Here is a 23,438-nt window from a genome sequence, read left to right on the forward strand (position 1 = left end):
CGGGAAACCCGGGCTTATTCGATCACGCGGGTCGCGCGGCCGACGACGGCTTCCGGAAGCGTGACGCCCATCTTGGCGGCAGCACCCTTGTTGACGACGAGGTCGGTGCCGGCGGCAACCTTCACGGCGATGTCGCCCGGGTTCTCGCCCTTGAGGATGCGCACGACGACTTCGCCGGTCTGCCGGCCGACGTCCTTGTAGTTGAAGCCGAGCGCCGCGATGGCGCCGCGCGAGACGGAGTCCGTGTCGGCGGTGAAGAGCGGCAGCTTCGCCTCCTCGGCAACGGCGACCGCGCCTTCCAGCGCGGAGATGATCGTGTTGTCTGTCGGGATGTAGATCGCATCGGCGCGGCCGACGAGCGCGCGGGCGGCGCCCTGCACTTCGGCGGACTTGGTGGCGGCGGATTCGACGACGGTCAGGCCAGCCTTCTCGGCTTCTTCCTTCAAGACGGCGAGCAGCGACACGGAGTTCGCCTCACCCGAATTGTAGAGGTAGCCGATCGTCTTGGCTTCGGGCAGGATTTCCTTGATCAGCGCCAGGTGCTCGGCGACCGGCGACATGTCGGACAGGCCGGTGACATTGCCGCCGGGCTTGTCCATGTCCTTGACGAGCTGTGCGCCGAGCGGGTCGGAGACGGCCGTGAAGACGACCGGGATGTCCTTCGTCGCGGAAACGACGGCCTGGGCGGACGGCGTGGAGATCGGCACGATGACGCTGGGGTCTTCACCGGCGAACTGGCGGGCGATCTGCGCGGCCGTCGCGGGGTTGCCCTGCGCCGATTCGTAGAGGAACTTCAGGTTCTCGCCTTCCTTGTAGCCGGCGGCCTCCAGCGCTTCCTTCACGCCGTCACGGGCGGCGTCGAGGGCCGGATGTTCGACGATGGCGGTCACGGCAACCGTGACGTCCTCGGCCTTGGCCGGCAGCGAAATCGCGAGCGTCGCCGCGAAAGCGAGCAGAAGGTGGCGCATGGATGGTCTCCCTAGAATGATTTTAGGCTGGTTCTAGGCAAAACAGCCCTTCAAATCAATTCTCGGAATCGACTGCTTCAATCACAATTCATGATGGGATGGGTGCGGCAAAGTGCCGAACAAGGGGCATTGTCCGCGCCCGGCCCCTCGGAGAAGCGTCTCGCACGGGGAGGATGGCCAGCAGGCATTGCCCCACCCACTTCGTCATCCTCGGCCCCGAGCCGAGGATTTACCTGACACCCGCGGCGTGGATGCTCGGGTCAAGCCCGAGCATGACGGAAGAGAGGTTCTCAACCTCGGGAGGATGCGGCCCCCGGCGCGACCGGATGAAGGCCCCTCAGTCGTCCTCGCCGTGCCCGACGATCATCATCGCCTCGAAGGCCATGCGGTCGACCTTGCGCATGCGCTCGGATTCCGATTTCAGCTGGCCGCAGGCGGCGAGGATGTCGCGGCCGCGCGGGGTGCGGATCGGCGAGGCATAGCCGGCCTGGTTGATGAAATCGGCGAAACGCTCGATCTGCTCCCAGTCCGAACACTGGTAGTTGGTGCCCGGCCAGGGATTGAAGGGGATGAGGTTGATCTTCGCGGGAATGCCCTTCAACAACTGCACCAGCAGCTTGGCATCCTCCAGCGTGTCGTTGACGTCTTTCAGCATCACATATTCGAAGGTGATGCGCCGGGCGTTCGACAGGCTCGGATAGGCGCGGCAGGCGTCCAGCAGCTCCTTCAGCGGATATTTTTTATTGATCGGCACCAGCATGTCGCGCAGGTCGTCGCGCACGGCATGCAGCGAGATGGCCAGCATGACGCCGATCTCCGAGCCGGTCCGATAGATCTCCGGCACGATGCCCGAGGTGGACAGCGTCACGCGGCGCTTGGAGAGCGACAGGCCGTCGCCGTCGGTGGCGATCAGCAGCGCCGTCTTGACGCTCTCGAAATTGTAGAGCGGCTCGCCCATGCCCATCATGACGATGTTGGAGACCTTGCGCCCTTCCGCCGGCACGATGGCGCCGGCCGGCGTGTCGCGGTCCGGGAAATCGCCCAGCCGGTCGCGAGCGAGCAGCAACTGCGAGAGGATTTCCTCGGCCGTCAGGTTGCGCACCAGCTTCTGCGTGCCGGTGTGACAGAAGGAGCAGGTGAGCGTGCAGCCGACCTGGCTGGAAATGCAGAGCGTGCCGCGGCCTTCCTCGGGAATGTAGACGGTTTCGATCTCGACCGGCCGGCCGGCGCCGCGCGGGGGGAAGCGCAAGAGCCATTTGCGCGTGCCGTCGCTGGAGATCTGCTCGTCGACGATCTCGGGACGGGCGATGGTGAAATGCGTCTTTAGCATTTCGCGCATGTCCTTGGAGACATTGGTCATGTCGTCGAAATCGGAAACGCCGCGCACATAGAGCCAGTGCCAGAGCTGGCTGACGCGCATCTTCACCTGGCGCTCGTTGACGCCCTTTTCGACGAGCGCACGGCCCATCTCCTCGCGCGAAAGGCCGATCAGCGAGGGCTTTTCAGCGGCGGGAAGGGTGCGCACGAGCGGCGCCTTGATGGGCTCGGCCGTGTTGAGAAAGTCCATGCTTGCCATCGGGTCATCCTCAAGATCATGGCACGCCGGCGCAGGTTCCTGCGCCGCAAGCGGTCCATGCTCGATAGAAGTTCATTGGGGGCCTGCCGGTGCCGCTCGATGCGGCGCAAGGCCCGGTTGCCGGCCCTTTAGCATTGTTCCGGCACAAAGTCACCTGTCCGCCCGGCCGCTGAAAACGAAAAGGCCGGCGGGGCGCCGGCCTTTTCCGTTTCTGCCTGCACGACGGATCAACGGCAGCTTTCGATCTGCTTCAGCGCCGCCGAAATGCCCGACAGCGAATAGGAGTAGGACGTGCCCGTGCCGCGGCGGGATTTCGCCTGGACCTGCATGTCCCTGCCGCCCTTCATGGCCGCAACGAGGGCCGGCTCTTCCGCGGCGTTCTCCACCCAGGCCGAATTGCCCTTGGTGAACATCACGAAGGTGCGCCCGTCGATGACGACGTTGACCTTGGAGGCCTCCTGCAGCGGATAGCCCATCATCGCCTGCGGCTCGTAGCTGATGTTCTGGCCCGGGCGCTGGGAGACGAGGAAGAAGACGTCGCCGTGGTCGACGCCGGCCGGGTTCTTCTCCTTCGGCACCGACAGCACGTAGCAGACCTTGCCGCCCTTTGCCTGGTAGGAATAGGCACCCCAGGCATTGAACTGCTGAATGCGCGTCGGCGTCTGGGCCGAGGCAACGCCTGCGGTCACGACGACGAGGGCGAGTGCGGTTGCGAGCTTTCTTACGAACATGTTTTCCTGCCGGTTGTCTTGCCAGTGATTGCCCGGCCGAAGGCGGTGCCCTCGATGCCGGTGTCGGCCACGCATGATGACGATTTGATTTATTTTGACTTAATTCAGGTTACCAAACCGTCAACATGCATTCATTTTACAAAGGTCTGCCGCGCCGCACCGGGACAAATTTGCGTCGAAATACGCCGCTGCCTTCCAGAAACGCCGCCGCTCTTCGTCGGTGCAATTCCGCTTCGCCTGTTTGCCGGAACTGCTGAGAAAGGCGCGCGTGCCCAGTCCCCATTTGGTGAGATAGAACCCGTCGAGGCCATTTAAGGCACAAGGAATAGGGCAAGAATTTGACTTCTCGCCCTGAGGTCGAGCGCGGGAAGGGCGGCGGCCGGGTTCAGCCGGCCGGCTGCGCATCCGGCTCGTCCGCGAGCGCCTTGTCGGCGGCCACGTAGTGGTCTTCGCGGATGTGCCCGCGGATGGCGGCGAAGGCGGCCGTCAGCACGGCGATATCGTCGGAAAAGCCGACCAGCGCGAAGAAATCCGGGATACCGTCGAGCGGCAATACGAAATAGGCGAGGGCGGCGAGCAGGATGCCGCGTACCTTGGTCGGCGTGCGGGGATCCAGCGCGCAATAGTAGGCGGCGACGAGATCGCGGGAGAACGGCACCTGCCGCATCGCGCGCTTGAGGACCGGCCAGAACCGCTTCTTCACGCGGTTCTCCTGACGCTCCTGCTCGTCCTCGTCTCCCGGCAGAAGGATCTCGCCGATCTTCACATCATCCATGCACGGCCTCCTTCAGGTGGCGATGCCGGAAAAAACCCGGCGGGAATGATATGGGAACGGCTTCACGGGTCTTCAACTCTTCGTGCGCAGGGCCGCCGCCTTGTCCATTGCCGTCGCCAGCTTGACATCGAGCTCGGTGAGACCGCCCGCATCGTGGTTCGTGAGGCGCACCTCGACGCGGTTGTAGACGTTGAACCATTCGGGATGATGGTTGAATTTTTCCGCCGCCAGCGCGCCCTCGGTCATGAAGCCGAAGGCCTCGCGGAAGTTCTTGAACTTGAATGTCTTCTTGATGGCGATGCCGTCATCCGAGCGGGTCCAGCCGTCAAGGGCCGCGATCGCCGCGGCGATTGCCTCTTCGCTCAACGTTTCCTGTTTCATGGCGCGCTCCTTTCCGGTCGATCCGACCATGGAAAACGGCGCCCGAAGGCGCCGTGTTCCGTTTGCGATGAAAGGCGGTCAGACGAAGAACTGGCCGCCATTCGCCGAGATGGTCGAGCCGGTGATGAAGCCGGCATCGTCCGAGGCGAGGAAGACGACGATGCGGGCGATCTCGTCCGGCTCGCCGAGGCGGCCGACCGGGATCTGCGGGATGATCCGCTCGTTCAGCACCTTTTCCGGGATGGCGCGCACCATTTCGGTGCCGATGTAGCCCGGGCAGATAGCGTTGACCGTGATGCCCTTGGCGGCGCCTTCCTGGGCGAGCGCCTTGGTGAAGCCGAGGTCGCCGGCCTTGGCGGCGGAATAGTTCGCCTGGCCCATCTGGCCCTTCTGGCCGTTGATCGAGGAGATGTTGATGACGCGGCCGAAGCTGCGGTCGCGCATGCCGGACCAGACCGGATGGGTCATGTTGAAGAGGCCGGTGAGGTTGGTGTTGATCACCGCGCCCCACTGGTCCGGGGTCATCTTGTGGAACATCGCGTCGCGGGTGATGCCCGCATTGTTGACGAGGACGTCCACCGGACCGAGGTCGGCCTCCACCTTGCCGATCCCCTCGACGCAGGATTCGTAGCTCGAAACGTCCCATTTGTAGACCGGGATGCCGGTCTCCGCCTTGAAGGCGTTCGCGGCATCGTCATTGCCGGCATAGTTCGCGGCCACCGTGTATCCCGCGGCCTTCAGCGCCACCGAAATGGCCGCGCCGATGCCCCGCGATCCGCCCGTTACCAATGCTACCCTGCTCATGTGGCTCACTCCCCTGAAACTGTTTTTCGAGTCGACCCGTCGCCCCGCCGGCGGCGGGTCATGGCAAAGCAGTCCGTAAGCTAATGCTTACATGCTCTCAACGCACATCGCCACGCCCATGCCGCCGCCGATGCAGAGCGTGGCAAGGCCCTTCCTGGCGCCGCGGCGCTTCATCTCGAAGAGGAGCGTGTTGAGGATGCGGGCGCCGGAGGCACCGATCGGGTGACCGATGGCGATGGCGCCGCCGTTGACGTTGACGATCGAAGGATCCCAGCCGAGGTCCTTGTTGACGGCGCAGGCCTGGGCGGCGAAGGCCTCGTTGGCTTCCACGAGGTCGAGGTCGCCGATCTTCCAGCCGGCGCGCTCCAGCGCCTTGCGGGAGGCGGGGATCGGGCCGGTGCCCATGATCTTCGGGTCGACGCCGGCCGTCGCCCAGGAGACGATGCGGGCGAGCGGCTGGATGCCGCGGCGGGAGGCTTCGGCTTCGCTCATCAGGAGGGCGGCAGCGGCGCCGTCATTGATGCCGGAGGCATTGGCGGCCGTCACGGTGCCTTCCTTGTCGAAGGCGGGCCGCAGCTTGGCCATCGAATCGAGCGTCGCGCCATGACGGATATATTCGTCGGCGTCGACCGTGACGTCGCCCTTGCGGCCCTTGACGATGAAGGGGACGATCTCGTCCTTGAAGCGGCCGTCCTTCTGGGCGGCCTCGGCCTTGTTCTGCGAGGAAACCGCGAAGGCATCCTGCTCGTCGCGCGAAAGCTGCCACTGCTTGGCGACGTTCTCGGCGGTGATGCCCATGTGGTAGCCGTAGAAGGCGTCGGTCAGGCCGTCCTTGATCATCGTGTCGATCATCTTGAAATCGCCCATCTTCACGCCGCCGCGCAGGTGCGCGCAGTGCGGCGCCATGGACATGGATTCCATGCCGCCGGCAACGATGATGTTCGCATCGCCCGTGGCGATCTGCTGCATGCCGAGCGCGACCGCGCGCAGGCCCGAGCCGCAGAGCTGGTTCATGCCCCAGGCGGTCGCCTCCTGCGGGATGCCGGCCTTCATGGCGGCCTGGCGGGCCGGGTTCTGGCCTTCGCCGGCCGGCAGGACCTGGCCGAGGATCACCTCGTCCACCTCGCCCACTGCCACGCCCGCGCGCTCCAGAACCGCCGAAATGACCGCCGCCCCGAGCTCGTGGGCAGGCGTGTTGGCAAAGGCTCCGTTGAAGGAACCGACCGCGGTGCGGCCGGCGCTTGCGATGACGATGGATGGGGTGCTCATGTGTGCTTCCTCAGTTCTGACGACCTTGCGGTCGGCCTTGGAACCAGGCCCGGCGCGCGAACGGCGCGAGCTTGGCGGTTCTCCCGAAATCAAAACTGGCAAAGCGGAGGGGGAGAGTCAAACGGGATATCCGGTGCCGCTAAAATTTCATGGAAGCGGCATGCAGCATGAAAAACCATGTTGCGCAGCATTGCTCGCCGCATCGCACAATTCGATTGTCAGCGCGCGTCTTTTTGCCGATACTCGCCGGGACCAAAAAAGAAATGGAAATACGGGGATGAGGAGACCCTAATGGCCAGGAACGACGGTCAGATCGTCATCAAGAAATATGCGAACCGGCGGCTCTACAACACGGGCACGAGCACCTATGTGACGCTGGACGATCTCGCGGTCATGGTGAAGAAGGGCGAGGATTTCACCGTGCAGGATGCCAAATCCGGCGAGGACATCACCCATTCGGTGCTGACGCAGATCATTTTCGAGCAGGAATCGAAGACCGGCAACACGCTTTTGCCCATCTCGTTCCTTCGCCAGCTCATCTCCTATTATGGCGACCAGATGCAGATGGTGGTGCCGAGCTATCTCGAGCACTCCATGCAGGCCTTCACCGAGCAGCAGTCGCAGATGCGCGAGCAGATCAACAAGACCTTCGGCGACACGCCGCTCGGCAAGAACCTGCAGGTGCCGATGGCGCTGATCGAGGAGACGACGCGGCGCAACACGGAACTGTTCCAGCAGGCGATGAAGATGTTCTCGCCCTTCGCCAATGCCGCGCCGCCGAAGGAGACGCGCAAGGCCGAGGCCAAGGATCTCGACGAGCTGAAGGAACAGCTACGCGCGCTGCAGACGAAGCTCGACAACCTCAGCTGAAAACGGGCCGGCGCGGGCAGGCCCGCGCCCGTCACAGCCCGATCGAAAGATCCCGGCTCGCCGTGCGGATCGACACGGCAAAACCCGCGATGACATCGATGAAGGTGATCGTCATCAGGATGAAGAAAATCTGCGTCGCCGCGCCCTGCACCAGCAGGAACTCGACGAGAAACACCACGAACAGCACCATGGAGAGCATGTGATCGAGCAGCGCGCGCGAACCCGGGCGCGTGGCCTTCAGGATCTCCACGAAGAGCAGCACGAGCGCGATCAGGATGAGGAGGTCGCCGAAGGCCATGGTCCAGGTCGTGCCGGACAGCATGTTGACCGCCATTACCTCGCTGTCGAGCACGGCGACGCCGCCGTCCCCGAAAAGGCCGGTCATGGCGAGGTTGTAGAGGGCGAAGGGGATGATCAGCAGCGGTATGGCCAGAAGCATGGGCGGCGGTCTCCTAGGGCAATTCCAGCAAAAGTGCGAAGCGGTCCTGCGCCCGGAACTGCGTAAAACAAACAGATAGGGCGTTTTCGCGATTCGAAGAAAAGCGGAAATACCCTAACGATCATCGTCGCACGAGCGGCCTCATGGCCCTCTTAGCCCAAGAATCGGCACAAGAAAATGTCGTCGCGGCGGCGGCCAGGCATTCCGGGGGCGGATGGCCCAAAAGAAAAGGGCCGGCAAGCCGGCCCCCGATCTCTGCTGATGCCGAAAACGCTTATGCGTTTTCCTTCGGCGTCAGAACCTGGCGACCGCGGTACATGCCGGTCTTCAGGTCGATATGGTGCGGACGGCGCAGTTCGCCCGAGTTCTTGTCTTCGATGTAGGTCGAACCCTTCAGAGCGTCTGCGGAACGGCGCATACCGCGCTTGGACGGGCTCGTTTTTCTTTTCGGTACAGCCATTTCACTAACTCCACTTATCGGGCAAACACATCCACGGGCCACCGGATGGGCGACAGGGACATGTCTTTATCTCGGAAATTGGGCCGGCTTATACACAGCAAAAACCCGCTTGACCAGTCCCCGGACGGTTTTTTTCGATTCCGCCGGTCAGACCTCGTCTTCGGGCACGATCCACGGCTCGGCCAGCGCCGCCGTCTGCCACGTCCGCCAGGCCGGATGTGCCTTCATGCGCGCCATATAGGCCAGGACGGTTTCGTCGCGTGTCAGGCAATAGGCCTCGAACCGGTTGACAACAGGCGCATACATCGCATCGGCGGCGCAAAAGGCGCCGAACAGGAACGGTCCGCCGGAGCGTGCGAGCGCCGTCTTCCAGATCGTCTCGATGCGGGCGACGTCATCCGTCACGCCGTCCGGCAGGTCGATTTCGCCCGGCTTGCGGCGGATGTTCATCGGGCAGGCGCCGCGCAGCGCCCGGAAGCCGGAGAGCATCTCCATCGAGATTGCCCGTGCCTCGGCCCGGGCCGCGCCGTCCTTGGGCCAGATGCCGGCATCGGGAAAGAGCTCGGCGACATATTCGATGATCGCGAGCGATTCCCACACCCGCACCGCGCCATGGTGCAGCACCGGCACCTTCCCCGTCGGCGAGATCTTGATGAATTCCGGGTTGCCGGCGGGAAAGTCGAAGGGGATGACCTTGTCGGTGAACGGCACGCCGGCCGCCGCCATGGCGATCCAGGGCCGGAAGGACCAGGAGGAATAGTTCTTGTTGCCGACATAGAGGATGAGGTCCGACATGGTGCTCCCGCGCGCTTTTGACATGGCGGAGACCCTAGGACTTCACCGGGGCCGGCACCAATGAAAAGGCCTGAACTCACTCATAAAGGCACTTGATATATTCGCCCGAGCGGCTGGCGCGCCGCTCGATGAGGTGGGCGAGGCGCTGCAGGCCGCGGCCCGGCTTTCCGGCATTGCGCTCGTAGGGATTCGGCAGCGAGACGGCGAGAAGGGCGGCCTGCCGGCGCGAGAGCTTGGCGGCCGGCACCTTGAAATGATGCTGCGCCGCCGCCTCGATGCCGTAGATGCCGGGGCCCCATTCGGCGATGTTGAGGTAGATCTCCATCAGCCGCCGCTTGCTCCACACGAAATCCGCCGCGACGGCGAGCGGCAGTTCCATTGCCTTGCGCACGAAGGAGCGGCCATTCCAGAGGAAGAGGTTCTTGGCCGTCTGCATCGGGATCGTGCTGGCGCCGCGCGTCTGCTCGCCGGCCAGCGCCTCGTTGACGACGGCGCGCATCTCGCCCCAGTCGACACCGGCATGGCGGCAGAACTGACCGTCCTCGGACATCATCACCGCCTGCACCAGGTTGGGCGAGATATCGTCGAACGCCACCCATTGCCGGTCGTAGCCGCGCAGGAGCGCGAGATCGCGCAGCATCAGCGTGGAAACCGGGCGCACGAATTCGATCGTGTAGAGCAGGATCAGCACATAGGGCAGCGCGACGATGGCCAGGACCACCAGCACGAGGCGTCGCCAGTTCCGGCGAAGCCGGCTCATCCAACCGTCCTTCTCACCGGCTTCTGTCTCCGTGTTGACCGTATCTGCGCGTGTTTCCGGTACGATGTCCAAGAGCCGGCGTCCGTCCTTCCGTCGTTGCGCCTTCATACCGTCACGGCTCGCCAAAAACCAGTCTGCGGCGCGATTCTTTGAAGCAGCCCGGGCATGGCCGTTGCTTCGGCCCGGAGCCCATGCCAAAGAGCGGCCATGAGCGAACGTTACCAGGAATTCCAGTCCCTGCTGAAGGGCAACGCCGAGGCGGTGGAGGCACTGCTGGCAATGCTGCTGTCCGGCAGCGTCGCGGCGGACGAGATCGCCCGCCCCGAACGGCTGCTCGCCGCCATGCGCCACGGCGTGCTCAACGGCGGCAAGCGGCTGCGGCCCTTCCTCGTCATCGAATCCGCCGCGCTCTTTCCGGGCGTGGAGCGCACGGCGGCGCTGCGCGTCGGCGCCGCGCTCGAATGCATCCACTGCTATTCGCTCGTGCATGACGACCTGCCGGCCATGGACGACGATGACCTGCGCCGTGGCCAGCCGACCGTGCACATCGCCTTCGACGAGGCGGCAGCGATCCTTGCCGGCGACAGCCTGCTGACGCTCGCCTTCGACATCGTCGCGGCGCCCGAGACGCGCCTGCCCGATGCCACCAAGACGGCGCTGGTGCTGGCGCTCGCCCGCGCCGCCGGCATCGGCGGCATGGCCGGCGGCCAGGCGCTCGACCTTGCGGCCGAGACCGATGCGCCGGACGAGGCGGGCATCGTGACGCTGCAGAAGATGAAGACCGGCGCGCTGCTGCGCTTTGCCTGCGAGGCCGGCGCGATCGTTGCGGGCGCCTCGGCGGGGGACCGGCTGACGCTGCGCCGCTATGGCGAAACGGTGGGCCTTGCCTTCCAGATCGCCGACGACCTGCTCGACCTCACCGCCGATGCCGCGACCATGGGCAAGGCGACCGGCAAGGATGCCGATCGCGGCAAGGCGACGCTGGTCGCCCGGCGCGGCCAGGCCTGGGCGGAGAACCGCCTGCGCGAACTCGTTGCGGAGGCCGAGGCGCTTCTTGCGCCGTTCGACCATCGCGCCGGCATCCTGATCGAGACCGCCCATTTCATCGCTAATCGCAGGAACTGACGCCATGAGCAAATTCTGGTCGCCCATCGTCGCCACGCTCAAGCCCTATGTCGCCGGCGAACAGCCGCGCATCCAAAACCTCATCAAGCTCAACACCAACGAAAATCCCTACGGCCCGTCACCGAAGGCGATCGCCGCCATGCAGGCCGCTATCGCCGACAGCCTGAAGCTCTACCCGGATCCGAGCGCGCTGGCGCTGCGCCAGTCGATCGCCCGTTTCCACGGTGTGGACGCGGACGAGGTCTTTGTCGGAAACGGTTCGGACGAGGTGCTGGCGCACGCCTTCGTCGCGCTCCTCAAGCACGACAAGCCGCTCGTCTATCCCGACATCACCTACAGCTTCTACCCGACCTACTGCCGGCTCTTCGGCATTCAGGCGGAGGAGATTGCGCTGAAGGACGATTTTACCATCGACCTCTCGGACTATGATCGACCCTGCGGGGCCATCATCCTGCCGAACCCGAACGCCCCAACCGGCATCGGCCTGCCGCTTGCCGCCATCGAGGCGCTGGTTGCCGGGCACCCGGACCAGCCGGTGGTGGTCGACGAGGCCTATATCGACTTCGGCGGTGAAAGCGCGATCCCGCTGACCAGGAAATACGACAACCTGCTCGTCGTCCACACGCTGTCGAAGTCCCGCTCGCTGGCGGGCCTGCGCGTCGGCTATGCCATCGGCCAGCGCCCGCTGATCGATGCGCTGGAGCGCGTGAAGGACAGCTTCAACTCCTATCCGCTCGACCGCATCGCGCAGGCCGGCGCCGCGGCCGCCATCGATGATCGCGAATGGTTCGACGAGACGCGGGGCAAGGTCATCGAAACACGCGAACGCGTCACCGGGGCGCTCCGCCAGCGCGGCTTCGAGGTGCTGCCCTCGCAGGCGAACTTCGTCTTCGCCCGTCATCCGGCCGTGAGCGGCGAGGCGCTGGCGAAGGGTCTGCGCGAGCGCGCCGTGCTGGTGCGCCATTTCGCCAAGCCGCGCCTCTCCGATTTCCTGCGCATCACCATCGGCACGCCCGAGGAATGCGACCGGCTGATCGCCGCTGTCGAGGAGATCGTCTGAGGTTTGGAGCATTTCCAGGAAAGCGGATCCCGGTTTCCATGTGGAAATGCGACAAACCCTCCAGGGCCGCCCCTACTCGGCGGCCGCCTGGCCCTGGCCGTAGCGCTTCTCGATATAGTCGTTGACGAGCGTCTCGAATTCGCCGGCGATGTTGGTGCCGCGCAGCGTCATGGCCTTCTTGCCGTCGACATAGACGGGAGCGATCGGCAGTTCGCCGGTGCCGGGCAGCGAGATGCCGATATCGGCATGCTTGCTTTCGCCCGGGCCGTTGACGATGCAGCCCATGACCGCGACCTTCAGCCCCTCGACGCCCGGATATTTTTCCCGCCAGACCGGCATGTTCTTGCGGATGTCGTCCTGGATCTTCTGGGCGAGTTCCTGGAAGACCGTGGAGGTGGTGCGACCGCAGCCCGGACAGGCGGCGACGACGGGGATGAACTGGCGGAAGCCCATGACCTGGAGCAGTTCCTGCGCCACCTGCACCTCGCGGGTGCGGTCGCCGCCGGGCTCGGGGGTCAGCGAGATGCGGATCGTGTCGCCGATGCCCTGCTGCATGAGGATGCCGAGCGAGGCGGAGGAGGCGACGACGCCCTTCGTGCCCATGCCGGCTTCCGTCAGGCCGAGATGCAGCGCATGGTCCGAGCGCGCCGAGAGCATCGCATAGACGGCGATGAGGTCCTGCACGTTGGAGACCTTCGCCGAGAGGATGATGTGGTCGCGCGGCAGGCCGATCTCCTCGGCAAGCTTGGCGGACAGCAGCGCCGACTGGCAGATCGCCTCGCGCATCACCTGCTGGGCGGTCAGCGGAAAGCCCTTGTCCTGGTTCTCGTCCATCAGCCGGGTCAGGAGCTCCTGGTCGAGCGAGCCCCAGTTGACGCCGATGCGCACCGGCTTGTCGTGGCGGATCGCCGTCTCGACGATGGCGGCGAACTGCCGGTCCTTCTTGTCCTTGAAGCCGACATTGCCGGGATTGATGCGATATTTCGCCAGCGCCTCGGCGCAGGCCGGATGGTCGGCGAGCAGCTTGTGGCCGATATAGTGGAAGTCGCCGACGAGCGGCACGTCCATGCCGAGGCGCAAGAGGCGTTCGCGGATCTTCGGCACGGCCGCCGCGCTCTCGTCGCGGTCGACCGTGATGCGCACGATCTCCGAGCCGGCGCGGTGGAGGGCGGCGACCTGCGCCACCGTCCCGTCGATATCGGCCGTATCCGTATTGGTCATCGACTGCACGACGACCGGCGCACCGCCGCCGACGAGCACGCCGCCGACATCGACGCCGACGGACCGGCGTCGCGGCTTCGGTTCAAAGTCGAAGGAGAAGGACATTCTGGAGCCTCTTGCTCGAAAACCGGCCGCGCACGGCATCGCTCGCGCAGCCCTTGCCCTCAGGTGGATCAGGAAACGGGGCTTGTCAACCGCCGGGACGGGAACGCGCGACGATTTGATCGCCGCCCGTCCCGCGTTCAGGGGCGTTCGCGCACATCCGCATGCAAGGCGTGGTGCGAGAGCAGCAGCACGACGATGAAAAGCACCGGCAGCAGGGCGAAGATGATGGAAAAGCCCGTATGCTCGGCGATGAAGCCGATGACGGAGGGGGCGAAGAGCGAGCCGGAATAGCCCATGACCGTCGCGACGGAGAGCGCGACCCCTTGAGCGAAGCCGGGCAGGTTGCCGGCGGCGGAAAAGGCGATCGGCACCATGTTGGAAATGCCGATGCCGCAGATGGCGAAACCGAGGACCGCTACATAGGCATTCGGCGCCATGCCCGAGATCACCATGCCGATCATCGCCATGACGGTGCAGAACCGCAGCGTCCTCACCGCGCCGAAGCGGTCGCGCACATGGTCGCCGGCAAAGCGCATGGTGGCCATGGTGAGCGAGAAGGCGCCGAAGGCGAAGCCGGAAACCGCCAGCGAGGCGCCGAGTTCGTCGCGCATGTAGAGCGCGCCCCAGTCGAGGATCGCGCCTTCCGGCACCATGGAGAACAGCGCCATGAGGCCGATCAGCCAGGGCAGCAGCGTCGTCGGCAGGCGCACCTTCTGGCGCTTCTCGCTGGGGTGCGGCGCATCGTGCAGCACGAAGGGCCAGGCAAGGCCGAGCGCGACGGCGCCGAGCCCGGTGAGCAGCACCGCATGGCCCATCACGCCAAGGGCTTCGATGAGGAAACCGCCGGTCGTGGCGCCGAGGAAGGCGCCGAGGCTCCAGAAGGCATGGCAGGACGACATGATCGCGCGCCGCATGGATTTTTCGACCTCGACGGCATTGCCGTTCATGGCGACGTCCATCGCGCCCATCAGGCCGCCGAAGAGGAAGATGGCGAAGGCGCCCAGCGGAACGGTCGGGGCGAGGGAGAGCAGGATCAGGGTGGACAGGAAGAGGATCGCGGCGCCCTTGACCGTGCGCGTCGTGCCGTAATGGGCGATCAGGATGCCGGCGATCGGCATCAGCACGAGCGAGCCGATGCCGAAGCACATGATCATCAGGCCGAGCCCGGATTCGGAGAGCGACAGGCGGCTGGCGAATTCCGGGATCTTCGGTGCCCAGGCGCCGGCGAAGGTGCCGTTCAGCAGGAAGAGGCCGGAGACGGCAAGCCGCGTCGGTGGAAAGGCGGTTTTCGCGAAAGTGGTGCCTTTGATGGCATTTTCGGGCGTCGTCATGGGAGGTCCGTTTCGGGATGCTGGGAGGGGCGCCTATCCGGCCCGCAGGATGTCGATGCCGGTGGCTGCGAGCAGGGCGGCTTCGCTCTCGCCCGCATCCGCCTCGATCACGGCGCTGGCCACGCGCGGCAAGGGGATGACAGAATAGGGGGCTGCGGTGAAAAGCTTGTCGTTGGTGACGATGACGATCACCGTCCGGCTGCGCGAGGCGACGAAGCGCTTGAATTCCGCCTCCTCGAACGTGTCGGCGGTGACGCCGGCCTCCGGATCGATGCCGCAGACGCCGAGCACCAGGATGTCCGGCCGCAAAGCCTCGGCGTCGCGCATCGCCTTGGCGCCGATCGCCGCGCCCGAGCGGGCATCGATCAGTCCGCCGAGCTGGATCGTCGCGATGTCGCGTTCGAGAAGCGCCGCGGCAATGGCCGGCCCGTTGGTGGCGACGGTAAGGCCGGCGCCTGTCGGCAAGGCGCGGGCGAGCGCGACATTGGTGCTGCCGGCATCGAGGAAGACGGTGGCGCCGGCGGGGATGAGCCCGGCGGCCGCGCGGGCGAGCGCCGCCTTGCGTTCGCCGGCAATCGCCATGCGCTCGTTCATCGTGGTGGAGGCGTGCGTCATGCGGAGAGCCCCGCCATAGACCCGGCGGCAGAGGCCGGAGGCCGCCATTTCACGCAGGTCCCGCCGGATCGTGTCTTCCGATACGCCGAGTTCCTGCGCCAGCTCCGCCGCGATCACCCGCCCCGAAAGGTCGAGCCGCGCGCGGATCAGGTCTTGCCGTTCGCCAAGCAGAAGAAGGTCCTGTCCCGACATTGCCGAATCCAATCATGCATGATTGCGTAGCAATGCGCATGAATCGGCAGAAACGTCAATGAACGGGGATGATCACGTTTGATTGCCGGACGAAACGGTAAGGTTTTTTAGCACGACGCCGATGAAGAGGCCCGGGTTGAACCCAGGCCCCTGCGGGCTGCTTCACCGTCAGGCGTATCAGGCGTAGGCGAAATCCGTGGTCTTGCTGACCAGCACGGCGCGCAGTTTTTCCAGCGCCCGGTTCTCGATCTGGCGCACGCGCTCCTTGGAAATGCCGAGCACGGCGCCGAGTTCCTCGAGCGTCGCGCCGTTCTCCGCCAGCCGCCGGGCGCGAATGATCTTCATCTCGCGCTCATTGAGCTGGCCGAGCGCGGCATGCAGCCAGTGATGGCGGCGTTCACCGTCGATGCTGCCTTCCGCCTGCTCGTCGGGAAGGGGGGCATCGCTGGTCAGGAAGTCGAGCCGGTTCGAGCCCTCCCCCTCGGCGGAGGAGATCGGCGCCTGGAGCGAGACGTCGGAGGAGGAAAGGCGGGCATCCATGGTGCGCACGTCGGCGGTGCTGACACCGAGCGCGGCCGCGATCTCCTGGTGCATCGCCTCGGCGGTGAGGTATGTGTCGCCGCGGGCGAGGCGCGCGCGCAGGCGCCGCAGGTTGAAGAAGAGCGCCTTCTGCGCCGAACTGGTGCCGCCGCGCACGATCGACCAGTTGCGCAGCACATAGTCCTGGATCGAGGCGCGGATCCACCAGCTGGCATAGGTGGAAAAGCGCACCTGCCGTTCCGGCTCGAAGCGGGCGGCGGCTTCCAGGAGCCCGATATAGCCTTCCTGTACGAGATCGCCGAGGGGCAGGCCGAAGTTCCTGAACTTCCCGGCCATCGAGACCACCAGGCGCATATGGGCCATGGCGATGCGGTTGCGGGCTTCCTGATCCTTGTTGTTCTTCCAGGCCTGGGCCAGCGCCTGTTCCTCGTCCCGTTCGAGATAGGGCGCGGACATTGCGAGCTTGATCATGCGGCGGTCTGCGGTCGTCGTAGCCATGGGGGTCTCTCCACGTTAACCGAACCGGCGCAAGCAGGCCCATTCCTGCTCCTGGCCTTGCGCCCTGCTTGACGATGACGTTTCGGAAAGACCAACGGATCACTCGAAAACGGTTTCCGAGAAAATAAAGTGGGCAAGCCACACCGCCGGGCGCCCTAAGCCGGTCGTCCTCGCGTGAGCAACGGCCGACGACCGGAAAAGTTCCCATAAAAAAACCCGGCTGTTGCCAGCCGGGCTTTAAAATCGAGCGTGCCGCCCTAGATCAGGCCGCTTCGTCCTGCGAGTCGTCCTCTTCGATGGCCTTGCCACGCTTCGGACCCTTGGCGAGGTTCGTTTCGACGAGGCGGACGGCCTCGGTTTCCGACATCTTGTTGACGGCGGCGATTTCACGGGCCATGCGGTCGAGCGCGGCTTCATAGAGCTGGCGCTCGGAATAGGACTGTTCCGGCTGGTTTTCCGCGCGGTAGAGGTCACGGACCACTTCGGCGATCGAGATCAGGTCGCCCGAATTGATCTTGGCATCGTATTCCTGCGCGCGGCGCGACCACATGGTGCGCTTCACGCGGGCCTTGCCCTGGACAACCTTCAGCGCGCGGTCGACGAAATCGGTCTCCGACAGTTTGCGCATGCCGATCGAAACGGCCTTGGCAACCGGCACCTTGAGACGCATCTTGTCCTTTTCGAAATCGATGACAAAAAGCTCAAGCTTCATGCCGGCGACTTCCTGCTCCTCGATGGCCACGATCTGGCCAACGCCGTGAGCGGGATAGACGATCGATTCACCGGTCTTGAAGCCCTGGCGCGTGGAAGATTTCTTCTGCTGGGTCGTCATTCTGTTCAAATACTCCCTGTTACGCTCCCGGCATGGCCGGGTGGGTCCGGGGACCCGGGAAAGACGGGGGGCACCGTTGCGGTGTCACCACTCTGGTCCGTCCGCCATGCGCAAAAAGGTCCCCGGCGACGCGTTCACATTTGAGCAACCGGAGCTGCCTATGGGAGGTGAGCGGCGTCGAGGGATCGTTTGCTTTCGTGGTGGTGTTCGGGCACGCAAAATGCCGCGATGTGGATCAGTATCGGGACCCTACCACAAAAAAGTGCCGAAATCAATAATTTGCTTCGCATGGGTCATCAAGCCTGTCCCATCGCCTTTTGACGGGAGCATGCTTTTTTCCCCAGCTTCGCTTGCCGCGCTATGCGGCGATCAATCGCCCTGGCCCGGATTGGGAGAGAAGTACTTCTCGTACTTGCCTTCCACGCCGTCCATTTCCTTCGCTTCCGGCATCGCATCGCGCTTGACCGTGATGTTCGGCCAGATGGCGGCGAATTCCGTGTTGACCTGCAGCCACTTGTCGAGCCCCGGCTCGGTATCCGGCTTGATCGCCTCGGCGGGACATTCCGGTTCGCAGACACCGCAGTCGATGCATTCGTCGGGGTGGATGACCAGGAAATTCTCACCCTCGTAGAAACAGTCGACGGGGCACACTTCCACGCAGTCCGTGTACTTGCAGCGAATGCAGTTGTCGGTCACGACATACGTCATGAGGAACTCCAGAATCGTCATAAGGCGGGTGCGGACGAGACCATCCGTCACCGCAGTATCCGTCACGCGATCGGCTTGCCGGACAGGAGAGACCGCGCGCGTAAAGGGCCATCCGGAGGCTGAGGTAAAGGCTTTGCGGGCGGTTTGCAAGCGTAATACATGCGCTGCCAGGCGCATGCGAGGTATAGAATTCTAATCCTCGTCGTCGCCGGGAAAACCGTGCAGGCGGTCGGTTTCGCGGCGTTCCCGCTTGGTGGGCCGGCCGGCGCCGCGTTCGCGCGTCGCCTGCTCGAAGAGCGAGCGCTCCTCGCGCGGCGGCGGGGGCGGCGTCATGTCGCTGTAGAGAAGGCGGGCCTCCTCGTAGGGCCCGCGGCGTTCGCCCGGCTGCAGCACCTTCACCACCATGTCGTGCCGGTCAAGCGAGAGCACCACGACATCGCCGGGACGCACCATGTGCGAGGGCTGGCGGATGTTCTGGCCGTTGACGCTGACATCGCCCGTTTCCACGGATTTCGCCGCCAGCGAGCGGGACTTGCGCAGCCGCGCGAAGAACAGCCACTTGTCGATGCGCTGTCGCGCCTGACCTGCCGGCTGTTCCTCGTCGCGTGCCATCGGCCTACTTCTTCATCTGCTCCTTGAGCGCTGCGAGCTTGGCGAAGGGGGAATCCGGGTCGATCGGCTTTTCCTTGCGGGGCGGCCGGGCCTCGAATTTCGCCTGCTGCGGCTTGCCGCCGCGATCGTTGCGATCGGGGCGATGCTCATTCCGATCCGGGCGATTGCCGCCCTGCGGCTTTCCGTCGCGGCCCTTGGCCTGGTCGGGCCGGCCGCGGCCGCCGTCACGCCGCTCGCCGCGTTCGCCGGCCGGCTGGCCGCGATGGCGATCACCGCCGCGACGCTCGCCCTGTCCTTGACGCTCACCGCCGTGGCGGTGGCCCTGGCGCTGGTTGTCGTGGCGCGAGCCCGGGCGCCAGAGCAGCACGGGCTTGGCTTCGACCGGTTCGCCTTCTGCAGCGGCTTCTGCCGGTGCCGGATCTTCGACGGTCTCGGCGGCCGGGGCTTCGACGGGGGCAACCGATGCCTCGACGGCGGCAGCCGGGGCTTCGCCTTCGCCCTCCGCTGCATCGGCGTCGTGTTCGTCGGACGCTTCCGTATTTGCTTCGGCCGGCGCTGCGGCGGCGGCATCGGCCGGAGCCGGGGCCTGCGCGGCGAGATGGGCGGCGACTTCCTCGGCCTTCACGCTGTCGGCGCGGTAGCCGAGGCCCTTGAGGATCTCTTCCATGTCGTCCGGCGTCGCGCCGAGGATGGAGAGCATGGCGGTCGTCGCCATGAAGCGGCGGCCGTCATAGGCGCCCTCGGGGCGCGGCGTGCCCGGCTTCCACTGCAGTAGCGGGCGGATGAGGTCGGCAAGGCGCTCCAGGATGTCGATGCGCACGGCCCGCTTGCCGAGGAAGCGGAAGCCGGCGAGCTTGTAGAAGGCGCGCTCGAAGCTCGGATCGGTGACGACGGAGGTGCGGCCGGCGGCGAGCACCGGGATGAGGTCGCCGTAGCCCGGCTTGTCGAGGCCGTCGTTCTTCAGCGCCCAGAGCAGGGTGATGAGTTCGGCCGGGGCCGGTTTCAGGAGCGCGGGCATGAAGATGTGGTAGGCGCCGAAGCGGATGCCGTGCTTGCGGATCGAGGCGCGGGCTTCCTGGTCGAGCGACTTCACGTCCTCCGCCACGTCGCGGCGGAAGAGCACGCCGAGGTTTTCGACGAGCTGGAAGGCGAGGCCCTTGGCGAGGCCCTGCAGGTCTTCGGCGCGCGAAAGGTCGTCGAGCGGCTTCAGCACGGTCGCGATGTGATGGTTCACGAAACGCTCGATGCGGGCAGCGACGTGGTCGCGCGCATTGCCGGTCAGCTGCTCGTCGGAGAGCAGGATGACGCGCGGGCGCATGACGTGGTCGCTTGCCGCCAGGCGCGCGACGGGATCGCCGAGCCAGCGCACGGTGCCGTCGGAGCCGAGCGCGAGATCGCTGTTGCCGGCGGCGTGCAGGCGTGCGGCGCGGGCTTCGAACTCCAGCGCGAGCGCCTTCTGCGCAGCCGCCTGCACGGCCTTCGCATCGGGACCTTCCGTTCCGGAGGCCAGCGTAAACCGGAAACCGGCCAACTGCCCGACATGATGTCCCTCTACGAAGACATCGCCATTCACACTGATTTCAGCTTCCAGCATCGCATTCTCTCTCAGGCGCTTCATGAGCACAGATGTCCTGCGATCAACAAAGCGTTTCGTCAACCGTTCATGTAGCGCATCGGACAATCGGTCTTCGATTTCCCGCGTCTTTTCCTGCCAGTGTGTCGGATCGGCAAGCCATCCGGGCCGATTCGACACATAGGTCCATGTCCTTATCTGTGCGATTCGCGCCGAAAGCGTGTCGATCTCGCCATCGGTTCTATCGGCGCGGCGCACCTGGTCGGCCATGAAGTCTTCGTTAACCGTGCCGCGTTTTATGAGGTCCGCATAGAGCGTCGAGATGAGGTCGGCGTGCTGGGCGGGGGTGATGCGGCGGTAGTCGGGAAGCGCGCAGGCCTCCCAGAGCTTTTCGACGCGTTCCGGCGTCGTCGCGAGATCGCGGACGTCGGGGTAGCGTGACAGGTGCTCCAGCGCCTGCTGGTCGACGGCCGGCAGCGCCCGCGTCAGCCCACCTATCGGCGGCGGCGCATCGAGCGACTTGCGCAGGTTTGCAAGAGACGAATAGTCGAAGCGGGGCGTGCGCCATTGCAGGACGCGCACCGGGTCGAACTGGTGCGTCTCGATGCGCTTGACCAGCTCGTCGTCGAAGGGATCGACGCGGCCCGTCACGCCGAAGGTGCCGTCGCGCAGGTGCCGGCCGGCGCGGCCGGCGATCTGGGCGAGCTCGGCGGGATTGAGGTTGCGGAACTGGTAGCCGTCGAACTTGCGGTCCTGGGCGAAGGCGACATGGTCGACGTCGAGGTTGAGGCCCATGCCGATCGCATCGGTGGCGACCAGATATTCGACGTCGCCCTCCTGATAGAGGGCGACCTGCGCATTGCGGGTGCGGGGGCTAAGTGCGCCGAGCACCACCGCCGCCCCGCCCCGCTGGCGGCGGATCAGTTCGGCGATCGCGTAGACCTCGTCGGCCGAGAAGGCGACGATAGCCGTGCGTTGGGGCAGGCGGGTGATCTTCTTGGAGCCGGAATAGAAGAGCTGGGAAAGCCGCGGGCGCTCGACGACGTTGAGGCCCGGCAGCAACTGTTCGAGGATCGGCTTCATGGTGGCGGCGCCAAGCAGCAGCGTCTCGTCGCGGCCGCGCAGATGCAGCACCCGGTCGGTGAAAATGTGGCCGCGTTCGAGATCGCCGGCAAGCTGCACCTCGTCGATCGCGACGAAGGAGGCGCGCGTCTCGCGCGGCATCGCCTCCACCGTGCAGACCGAATAGCGCGCCATGTGCGGCGTGATCTTCTCCTCGCCGGTGACGAGCGCCACATTGTGCTGGCCGACCCTGTCGACGAGGCGCGTATAGACCTCGCGCGCCAAGAGGCGCAGAGGCAGGCCGATGATGCCCGTCTCATGTGCCACCATGCGTTCGATTGCGTAGTGGGTCTTGCCCGTATTGGTCGGGCCGAGCACCGCGGTGACCCCGCGGCCGCTCAAGATCATGGGTGCTTGCGACAAGTCACGCCCCGGCAGGTTTCAACTCTCGCCGGACGCATCCGGCAGGCAACAGATGCCCATCGAGGCGGACAATGGCAAGGGGCAAGGCGAAAAGCGCCGCTTTTCTCCAGCATTGAACGGTGCCTGGAACAGTCTGCGAACAAATCGGAGACGAATCGCTGACATGGGATGATTCAGGGTTTGTTCACCACAATGGATTGGTGGGGTTGGCTGCGGCGCCACAAAATACCGAATCGCATCAAGGATTAAGCGCGATGCGGCTGCGCCCTGATGGGCCGACCGGCGCGAAGCGAAGTCGCGAGCGGCCATGATTCCATCTTCCCGTGTCGGACCGTGACCGCTTCGTTCGTCCTTGAGGGGTGACAAGCGGAGACAAGCCAGATGAAGATCCATTTCAGCCGTAATCCCAACCCTCGCCTGACGGTCGCTGCGGCCCGATTCTTGGACGCTGACGTCGAATTCGAGTTCGCCGCTCCCCGCGCTCCGGGCCAGGCGGAGCGTTACATTTCACTCAATCCGAACCTGCTGTTGCCAATTCTGGAGCTGCCCGGCCGGACGTTGTGGGAGAGCGATGCCATCGTCTGCTGGCTCTCGCGCAGCGCCGGTTCGAACTTCTGGCGGACGGACGACGAGGAACCGGACATGATCCGCTGGATCAGCTGGGCGAAGGAAAACTTCGTCAAGGCATGCGACATCGTGCATTGGGAGCGCGGCACGAAACAGCGTTACGGCTTCGGGCCCTGCGACGAGCGGATGGTTGAAGAGGGACTGCAGCAGTTTCACAAGGCCGCCGCCATGCTGGAGAGCGAACTGGCAAACCGCGCATGGCTCGTCGGCGATGCGGTTTCCTTTGCGGATTTCCGCATGGCGACGTTTCTGCCGTTCAACGACGCCGCCCGGCTGCCGCTCGCCGAATATCCCGCGATAGAACGCTGGAACGAGCGGCTCGAAAAGATGGATGCGTGGCGCGATCCCTTTCAGGGCCTGAACGCACCCGATTTGCCGCCGCTGCCCGGTTAGGGCGGTCCTCTCCTGGAGATGTGCGCCGTATCGCCGGTCAAACCGGATGGTCGCGCAGGTCCGCGCCGTCCCAGCCGCCGCCGGACTCGTAAAGCGGGAAAACCTCTTCCGTGAGGTATGGCCCGCCGCCGACGGATTCCTTCGAGGACATCAGCACGAAGCGGTTCACCGTGAAGGGGGCGGTGTGGAAATTGCCGCGACCGGAAAGGTAGTGGGCGACGTCCTCGATGCGGGCGTTGCGCAGGCGGGCGAGCGTGACGTGGGGCGTGAACTTTCGCGGATCGGCGGGAAGGCCCAGGCGCTGGCAGATGCGCTCGATTTCGCCCTGGAGGGCGTACATTTCCGGCGCCTGCGTCACGCCGGCGAAGACGGAATGCGGCTTCTTCGAGCCGAAGGAGCCTAGGCCCGACAGGGCGAGCTGGAATTCCGGGCGCTCGATGCGGTCGAGCTTGTCGACCACCTCGTCGGCGGTGCGGCCGTCGATATCGCCGATGAAACGCAAGGTAATGTGGAAGTTCTCGACATCGATCCAGCGGGCTCCGGGAAGTCCGCCTCTCAGCAAGGAGAGGCTCATGGCAGCATTGCGCGGCACTTCGAGGGCGACGAAAAGTCTCGGCATGGCGACTTCTCCCTGCTGGAATGTACTGTCAGCGAATCACGCAATGGATTTTTGCGCAACCCTTATTTCGCACC

The 23,438-nt window shown here is 65.1% G+C and carries 25 protein-coding genes; 5 read left to right on the forward strand and 20 right to left on the reverse strand.

Annotation, left to right across the window (positions count from 1 at the left end; genetic code table 11):
* Nucleotides 1–14: 14 nt before the first annotated feature.
* From EV665_RS13200 to EV665_RS13210, 3 genes are all read right to left on the reverse strand, one after another.
* Nucleotides 15–968, reverse strand: coding sequence for an ABC transporter substrate-binding protein (locus EV665_RS13200; RefSeq protein ID WP_064331877.1), 954 nt, complete (start codon nucleotides 966–968; stop codon nucleotides 15–17).
* A gap of 337 nt (nucleotides 969–1,305) precedes the next feature.
* The gene (gene rlmN, locus EV665_RS13205; protein ID WP_380686163.1) at nucleotides 1,306–2,535 is read right to left on the reverse strand and encodes a dual-specificity RNA methyltransferase RlmN; all 1,230 of its coding nucleotides are present in this window, start codon (nucleotides 2,533–2,535) and stop codon (nucleotides 1,306–1,308) included.
* A gap of 236 nt (nucleotides 2,536–2,771) precedes the next feature.
* Nucleotides 2,772–3,275 carry an invasion associated locus B family protein gene (locus EV665_RS13210; protein ID WP_064331875.1) on the reverse strand — a complete coding sequence of 168 codons (504 nt, stop codon included), beginning with the start codon at nucleotides 3,273–3,275 and terminating at the stop codon, nucleotides 2,772–2,774.
* A gap of 54 nt (nucleotides 3,276–3,329) precedes the next feature.
* On the opposite strand from EV665_RS13210, the gene EV665_RS13215 reads away from it, so the two are divergent.
* The gene (locus EV665_RS13215; protein ID WP_133034457.1) at nucleotides 3,330–3,590 is read left to right on the forward strand and encodes a hypothetical protein; all 261 of its coding nucleotides are present in this window, start codon (nucleotides 3,330–3,332) and stop codon (nucleotides 3,588–3,590) included.
* A 70-nt stretch (nucleotides 3,591–3,660) separates the two neighbouring features.
* Here the strand turns inward: EV665_RS13215 and EV665_RS13220 are convergent, their stop codons facing one another.
* The 4 genes from EV665_RS13220 to EV665_RS13235 all read right to left on the reverse strand — a co-directional run bounded on the left by EV665_RS13220 (nucleotide 3,661) and on the right by EV665_RS13235 (nucleotide 6,504).
* Nucleotides 3,661–4,050 carry a YkvA family protein gene (locus EV665_RS13220; RefSeq protein WP_064331874.1) on the reverse strand — a complete coding sequence of 130 codons (390 nt, stop codon included), beginning with the start codon at nucleotides 4,048–4,050 and terminating at the stop codon, nucleotides 3,661–3,663.
* 72 nt (nucleotides 4,051–4,122) lie between these two features.
* The gene (locus EV665_RS13225; protein WP_133034458.1) at nucleotides 4,123–4,431 is read right to left on the reverse strand and encodes a 4a-hydroxytetrahydrobiopterin dehydratase; all 309 of its coding nucleotides are present in this window, start codon (nucleotides 4,429–4,431) and stop codon (nucleotides 4,123–4,125) included.
* A gap of 78 nt (nucleotides 4,432–4,509) precedes the next feature.
* Entirely contained in the window at nucleotides 4,510–5,235 is a 726-nt protein-coding gene (gene phbB, locus EV665_RS13230) for a beta-ketoacyl-ACP reductase (RefSeq protein ID WP_133034459.1), read from the reverse strand.
* Between the two features lie 87 nt (nucleotides 5,236–5,322).
* Nucleotides 5,323–6,504 carry an acetyl-CoA C-acetyltransferase gene (locus EV665_RS13235; RefSeq protein WP_064331871.1) on the reverse strand — a complete coding sequence of 394 codons (1,182 nt, stop codon included), beginning with the start codon at nucleotides 6,502–6,504 and terminating at the stop codon, nucleotides 5,323–5,325.
* 291 nt (nucleotides 6,505–6,795) lie between these two features.
* Between EV665_RS13235 and phaR the strand changes: the two genes are divergently transcribed.
* Nucleotides 6,796–7,374 (forward strand): polyhydroxyalkanoate synthesis repressor PhaR, encoded by a 579-nt coding sequence (gene phaR / locus EV665_RS13240; RefSeq protein ID WP_064331870.1) that lies wholly within the window; start codon nucleotides 6,796–6,798, stop codon nucleotides 7,372–7,374.
* Nucleotides 7,375–7,405: 31 nt separating this feature from the next.
* Here the strand turns inward: phaR and EV665_RS13245 are convergent, their stop codons facing one another.
* The 4 genes from EV665_RS13245 to mtgA form a co-directional block, all read right to left on the reverse strand.
* A complete protein-coding gene (locus tag EV665_RS13245; RefSeq protein ID WP_064331869.1) occupies nucleotides 7,406–7,813 on the reverse strand; it encodes a hypothetical protein in 408 nt (135 codons plus the stop codon).
* 274 nt (nucleotides 7,814–8,087) lie between these two features.
* Nucleotides 8,088–8,273: a 50S ribosomal protein L32 gene (gene rpmF, locus EV665_RS13250; protein ID WP_064331868.1), complete on the reverse strand. Its 186-nt coding sequence runs from the start codon at nucleotides 8,271–8,273 to the stop codon at nucleotides 8,088–8,090.
* Nucleotides 8,274–8,420: 147 nt separating this feature from the next.
* Nucleotides 8,421–9,068: a glutathione S-transferase family protein gene (locus EV665_RS13255; protein WP_133034460.1), complete on the reverse strand. Its 648-nt coding sequence runs from the start codon at nucleotides 9,066–9,068 to the stop codon at nucleotides 8,421–8,423.
* 76 nt (nucleotides 9,069–9,144) lie between these two features.
* Complete coding sequence (mtgA, locus tag EV665_RS13260; RefSeq protein WP_371328573.1) at nucleotides 9,145–9,900, reverse strand: monofunctional biosynthetic peptidoglycan transglycosylase; 756 nt, start codon at nucleotides 9,898–9,900, stop codon at nucleotides 9,145–9,147.
* A 135-nt stretch (nucleotides 9,901–10,035) separates the two neighbouring features.
* On the opposite strand from mtgA, the gene EV665_RS13265 reads away from it, so the two are divergent.
* Nucleotides 10,036–10,953 (forward strand): polyprenyl synthetase family protein, encoded by a 918-nt coding sequence (locus tag EV665_RS13265; protein ID WP_133034461.1) that lies wholly within the window; start codon nucleotides 10,036–10,038, stop codon nucleotides 10,951–10,953.
* 4 nt (nucleotides 10,954–10,957) lie between these two features.
* Nucleotides 10,958–12,013 carry a histidinol-phosphate transaminase gene (gene hisC, locus EV665_RS13270; protein ID WP_133034462.1) on the forward strand — a complete coding sequence of 352 codons (1,056 nt, stop codon included), beginning with the start codon at nucleotides 10,958–10,960 and terminating at the stop codon, nucleotides 12,011–12,013.
* A 72-nt stretch (nucleotides 12,014–12,085) separates the two neighbouring features.
* Here the strand turns inward: hisC and ispG are convergent, their stop codons facing one another.
* The 8 genes from ispG to EV665_RS13310 form a co-directional block, all read right to left on the reverse strand.
* The gene (ispG, locus tag EV665_RS13275; RefSeq protein WP_133034463.1) at nucleotides 12,086–13,339 is read right to left on the reverse strand and encodes a flavodoxin-dependent (E)-4-hydroxy-3-methylbut-2-enyl-diphosphate synthase; all 1,254 of its coding nucleotides are present in this window, start codon (nucleotides 13,337–13,339) and stop codon (nucleotides 12,086–12,088) included.
* A gap of 137 nt (nucleotides 13,340–13,476) precedes the next feature.
* Complete coding sequence (locus tag EV665_RS13280) at nucleotides 13,477–14,670, reverse strand: MFS transporter (protein ID WP_133034464.1); 1,194 nt, start codon at nucleotides 14,668–14,670, stop codon at nucleotides 13,477–13,479.
* 33 nt (nucleotides 14,671–14,703) lie between these two features.
* The gene (locus tag EV665_RS13285; RefSeq protein WP_133034465.1) at nucleotides 14,704–15,477 is read right to left on the reverse strand and encodes a DeoR/GlpR family DNA-binding transcription regulator; all 774 of its coding nucleotides are present in this window, start codon (nucleotides 15,475–15,477) and stop codon (nucleotides 14,704–14,706) included.
* A 177-nt stretch (nucleotides 15,478–15,654) separates the two neighbouring features.
* A complete protein-coding gene (locus tag EV665_RS13290) occupies nucleotides 15,655–16,515 on the reverse strand; it encodes an RNA polymerase factor sigma-32 (protein WP_064331862.1) in 861 nt (286 codons plus the stop codon).
* A 262-nt stretch (nucleotides 16,516–16,777) separates the two neighbouring features.
* Nucleotides 16,778–17,347, reverse strand: coding sequence for a CarD family transcriptional regulator (locus tag EV665_RS13295; RefSeq protein ID WP_119257839.1), 570 nt, complete (start codon nucleotides 17,345–17,347; stop codon nucleotides 16,778–16,780).
* A 369-nt stretch (nucleotides 17,348–17,716) separates the two neighbouring features.
* Nucleotides 17,717–18,055: a ferredoxin FdxA gene (gene fdxA, locus EV665_RS13300; protein ID WP_133034466.1), complete on the reverse strand. Its 339-nt coding sequence runs from the start codon at nucleotides 18,053–18,055 to the stop codon at nucleotides 17,717–17,719.
* Nucleotides 18,056–18,247: 192 nt separating this feature from the next.
* On the reverse strand, nucleotides 18,248–18,667 hold the full coding sequence (locus tag EV665_RS13305) for an RNA-binding S4 domain-containing protein (RefSeq protein ID WP_064331860.1): 420 nt from the start codon (nucleotides 18,665–18,667) through the stop codon (nucleotides 18,248–18,250).
* A gap of 4 nt (nucleotides 18,668–18,671) precedes the next feature.
* Nucleotides 18,672–21,710, reverse strand: a complete 3,039-nt coding sequence (locus EV665_RS13310; protein ID WP_133034467.1) for a helicase-related protein — start codon at nucleotides 21,708–21,710, stop codon at nucleotides 18,672–18,674.
* Between the two features lie 396 nt (nucleotides 21,711–22,106).
* On the opposite strand from EV665_RS13310, the gene EV665_RS13315 reads away from it, so the two are divergent.
* A complete protein-coding gene (locus tag EV665_RS13315; protein ID WP_064331858.1) occupies nucleotides 22,107–22,745 on the forward strand; it encodes a glutathione S-transferase family protein in 639 nt (212 codons plus the stop codon).
* A 37-nt stretch (nucleotides 22,746–22,782) separates the two neighbouring features.
* On the opposite strand, the gene thpR is transcribed toward EV665_RS13315, so the two are convergent.
* Nucleotides 22,783–23,364: an RNA 2',3'-cyclic phosphodiesterase gene (gene thpR / locus EV665_RS13320; RefSeq protein ID WP_064331857.1), complete on the reverse strand. Its 582-nt coding sequence runs from the start codon at nucleotides 23,362–23,364 to the stop codon at nucleotides 22,783–22,785.
* Between the last annotated feature and the right edge of the window lie 74 nt (nucleotides 23,365–23,438).

Source organism: Shinella granuli (assembly GCF_004341885.1).
Classification (GTDB): domain Bacteria; phylum Pseudomonadota; class Alphaproteobacteria; order Rhizobiales; family Rhizobiaceae; genus Shinella; species Shinella granuli.